The 4026-nt window shown below is 64.6% G+C and carries 2 protein-coding genes and 1 pseudogene; 2 read left to right on the top strand and 1 reads right to left on the bottom strand.

The window, feature by feature from the left end:
* A pseudogene (locus tag EN991_RS26170) lies at positions 1-969 on the top strand (hydantoinase/oxoprolinase family protein); the annotation flags it as partial.
* 98 nt (positions 970-1067) lie between these two features.
* Complete coding sequence (locus EN991_RS26165; protein WP_127369851.1) at positions 1068-3236, top strand: malate synthase G; 2169 nt, start codon at positions 1068-1070, stop codon at positions 3234-3236.
* A gap of 66 nt (positions 3237-3302) precedes the next feature.
* On the opposite strand, the gene EN991_RS26160 is transcribed toward EN991_RS26165, so the two are convergent.
* The gene (locus EN991_RS26160; RefSeq protein WP_013528603.1) at positions 3303-3842 is read right to left on the bottom strand and encodes a J domain-containing protein; all 540 of its coding nucleotides are present in this window, start codon (positions 3840-3842) and stop codon (positions 3303-3305) included.
* Positions 3843-4026: the final 184 nt, after the last annotated feature.

The raw sequence follows: 4026 nt of genomic DNA, 5'->3' as shown, positions 1-4026 counted from the left end.
GCGCATGGCGTAGCGGTGATCTCAGAGCTGGAGCGCCAGTCGCGGGCACCCAATCCCGGCCGCATGGACGGCCGTTTCGCGGTGCGCACCGGCGTGCCCGACCGGCTCGCCGCCGGCCTGACCGGCGCCGAAGCCCGGCTCTACGAGGCCATCGGTGCCGTGCCGCTCGCCGTCGACAGGCTTTTGACCTCGAACGCGCAGAACGCGACGCTGAACCGGCTGGTGTCGCGCGGGCTGGTGCATGTCGCCGGCTTCACCCCGTCGGACGCCGCCCACGTGCTGGGCAAGCAGGCGAACTGGGATCCTATCGCGGCGCGCCTCGGCGCCGAACTGTTCGCCCGCAAGCGTGACGGCCGTGGCCAGAACATTGCCGCTTCGCCGGAAGCGATCTCGGAACGGGTGCTGGTGACGCTGACGCGCTGGTCGGCCGAATATATCCTCGAGACCGCCTTTGCCGAGGATGGGCTCGATGGCGCCGCGACAGTGGCGCACGCCCTGGTGCAGCGCGCAGTCGACGCGCATCCCGGCATCGCCCGCCTGAGCGTTGCGCTCGACCGCCCGGTCATCGGCCTCGGCGCCTCGGCGCCGCTGCACTATGCCGGCTTGGCCGAGCTGATCGGCAATGACTGCGTGGTGCCCAGGGATACCGATGTCGCCAACGCGCTTGGCGCCGTCGTCGGCCAGGTCAGGGTTTCGGCCGAGGCGCGGGTCAGCCAGCCCATAGAAGGGCTGTTTCGTCTCGCCTCGGGCGAGACCGTACGCGATTTCCTCGACGAGGCAGCGGCGATCGCGGCGGCCGAGGCCGATGTCCGCGCCATCGTCGCGGAGCGCGCCAGGGATGCCGGCACCGACAGCGCCGAGATCGACGTCGCCACCGAATTCCGGGTCTCGACCGTCGAGGCCCAGCGCATGTTCATCGAGGCGCATGTCGTGGCCGTGGCCTCGGGAAGGCCGCGCATTGCGGTTTGAGCGACGCGGCGAAATACGCCACCTTCACCCTAAGCTGAATTGACCCGGCAAACCTGACATGCCAAAGGCCCGCAAAGCCTTTCATCTGGAGTAGCCTGATGACCGACCGCATCGAGATCGCCGGATTGCGGATTGCCCGCGAGCTGCATGAGTTCGTGGCCAGGGAAGCGCTGCCGGGCACGGGGATCGAAGCGGACGCCTTCTGGAACGGTTTTTCGGCCATCGTCCATGATCTGGCGCCGAAGAACCGGGCGCTGCTGGCAAAGCGTGACGCCATCCAGGAACAGATAGACGGCTGGTATCGCGATCACGGCGCGCCGGTCGACATGGAGGCCTACAAGGGCTTCCTGAAAGAGATCGGCTACCTCGTTCCCGAAGGCCCGGCCTTCAGCGTGTCGACCGACAATGTCGACCCGGAAATTGCTGATGTTGCCGGACCGCAGCTGGTCGTGCCGGTGATGAATGCGCGCTATGCGCTCAACGCTGCCAATGCGCGCTGGGGTTCGCTCTACGATGCGCTTTACGGCACCGATGCCATCCCCGAAACGGATGGCGCCGAAAAGGGCAAAGCCTTCAATCCGGCGCGCGGCGCCAAGGTCGTCGCCTGGACGAAGACCTTTCTCGACGAGGCTGCCCCGCTCACGTCCGGCAAATGGGCCGGCGTCAATGGCCTGTCGCTGGCGCAAGGTGCCTTGCGGCTGAGCGCCGGCGCCGGCTCGACGACGCTGGCCGACCCCAGGCAATTCGTCGGCTATCGCGGCGATGCCGCCAATCCCGATGCCGTGCTGCTTGTGCGCAACGGCCTGCACATCGAGATCGTGATCGACCGCAACAACCAGATCGGCCGCACCGATCCGGCGGGCATCGCCGATGTCATCCTGGAATCGGCGCTGACCACCATCCAGGACTGCGAGGATTCGGTCGCGGCGGTGGATGCGCCAGACAAGGTCGTCGTCTACCGCAACTGGCTCGGCCTGATGAAGGGTGACCTGGCGGAAGAGATCACCAAGGGCGGCAAGAGTTTTGTCCGCAAGCTCAATCCCGACCGCGCCTACACCGCGCCCGCCGGTGGCACGCTGACCGTGCCCGGCCGCTCGCTGATGCTGGTCAGGAATGTCGGCCACCTGATGACCAGCCCGGCGATCCTCGACCGCGACGGCAATGAGGTTCCGGAAGGCATCATGGATGCGGCGATGACGGCGCTGATCGCGCTGCACGATGTCGGGCCGAACGGCCGCCGCGCCAATTCCCGTGCCGGCTCGATGTATGTCGTGAAACCCAAGATGCATGGGCCCGACGAAGTCGCCTTCGCCGTCGAGATCTTCGACCGCGTCGAAGCGCTGCTCGGCATGGCGAAAAATACCATCAAGATGGGCATCATGGACGAGGAGCGGCGCACCACCGTCAACCTCAAGGAGGCAATCCGCGCCGCAAAGGAGCGCGTCGTGTTCATCAACACCGGCTTTCTCGACCGCACCGGCGACGAGATCCACACCTCGATGGAAGCCGGCCCGATGATCCGCAAGGGCGACATGAAGCAGGCCGCCTGGATTTCCGCCTACGAGGCGTGGAATGTCGACATCGGGCTGGAATGCGGCTTGGCCGGCCACGCCCAGATCGGCAAGGGCATGTGGGCGATGCCGGATCTGATGGCTGCGATGCTGGTCGAGAAGATCGCCCACCCCAAGGCCGGCGCCAACACTGCCTGGGTGCCGTCGCCGACGGCGGCCACGCTGCATGCCACGCACTATCACAAGGTCGATGTTCACGCCGTGCAGGCGGCGCTGAAGAACCGGCCCAAGGCCAGGCTCGACGACATCCTGTCGGTGCCCGTCGCGGTGCGGCCGAACTGGTCGCCGGATGATATCCAGAAGGAACTCGACAACAACGCGCAGGGCATTCTTGGCTATGTCGTGCGCTGGATCGACCAGGGCGTCGGCTGCTCGAAAGTGCCTGACATCAACGATGTCGGCCTGATGGAAGACCGCGCCACGCTGCGTATTTCCTCACAGCACATCGCCAACTGGCTGCACCACAAGGTCTGCTCCGAAATCCAGGTGATGGATTCGCTGCGCCGCATGGCGGCCATCGTCGACCTGCAGAATGTCGGCGATCCGCTCTACTACCCGATGGCCGCCGATTTCGACAACTCCATCGCCTTCCAGGCCGCCTGCGACCTGGTGTTCAAGGGCCGCGAACAGCCGAATGGTTATACGGAGCCGGTGTTGCACGCGCGGCGGCTGGAACTGAAGGCGCAGCAGGGCTGAAGAGGCCAGTCCCTGCCGTGAATGGGGCGGCAGGTCTTCGGCCTGACTTCCTCCGGAGGTGAGGCGTCAGGAAGCTGTATGGTCCAGGAGCCGGATGGTGGGATCGCGACGGTGTTCGGAGTTGACCCTATCGACGCCTTCCACCGTAATCGCGATCGTCCCGTTTTCCACTCTTGCTATCCAGCCCTTCGCTTTTAGATACCAGAGATGAAACTCGAGATGCTCTCGCGGACAGTCTGACAGGCGTTCGAGCTCCACATCCCCGATCCCGGGATTGCTGACGTCGTGCCGGCGCTTCGCGTAAAGCAGCGACAGCAGCCTGGCCTGGATCACGACATCCCGCTCGATGCCTTTGCTGTTGCTGGCTTCCTCGGTCAATTCGCGGCGAAGGCCGGCATGGTCCCTATACGCGATGTCGTATTGAGCGCGTTTGACCGGATCCTTGAGCGTGTTGTGGGCTTCCACGATTTCACTGAAGCGGGCTTCATCGCCGGTTTCGCGATTGTCGGGATGATAGCGCATCGCAAAATAGCGAAATATGCGCTCCAGCGTTTCCGAGTTGGCGTTCGGGCTGACTTCCAAAACTTCGTAGTAGTCAACGAACATAGCGGGCTCCCCGACCACAATCATATTCACATTATCTAAATAAGGAATTCCCAATGCGGAGACCAAGACTTTGGTCCGATGCGATGACGTCCACGCCCCGAAGACGGAGAAACGGCCGGCGCCCGGTCGGTGGGGGCCGTTGGGTGGTGAGGACGTCGACCAAGCGGACAATCAGGTCCGCCGC

It is taken from the genome of Mesorhizobium sp. M7A.F.Ca.US.005.03.2.1 (genome assembly GCF_003997795.1).
GTDB lineage: Bacteria > Pseudomonadota > Alphaproteobacteria > Rhizobiales > Rhizobiaceae > Mesorhizobium > Mesorhizobium ciceri.
The sequence above is the reverse complement of the archived record's forward strand: the minus strand, read 5'-3'. Positions and strand labels throughout refer to the sequence as shown.

Coding starts and splice junctions, on each gene's coding strand:
- EN991_RS26160 (WP_013528603.1), bottom strand. CDS start 3,842: ATGTTCGTTGACTACTACGAAGTTTTGGAAGTCAGCCCGAACGCCAAC.
- EN991_RS26165 (WP_127369851.1), top strand. CDS start 1,068: ATGACCGACCGCATCGAGATCGCCGGATTGCGGATTGCCCGCGAGCTG.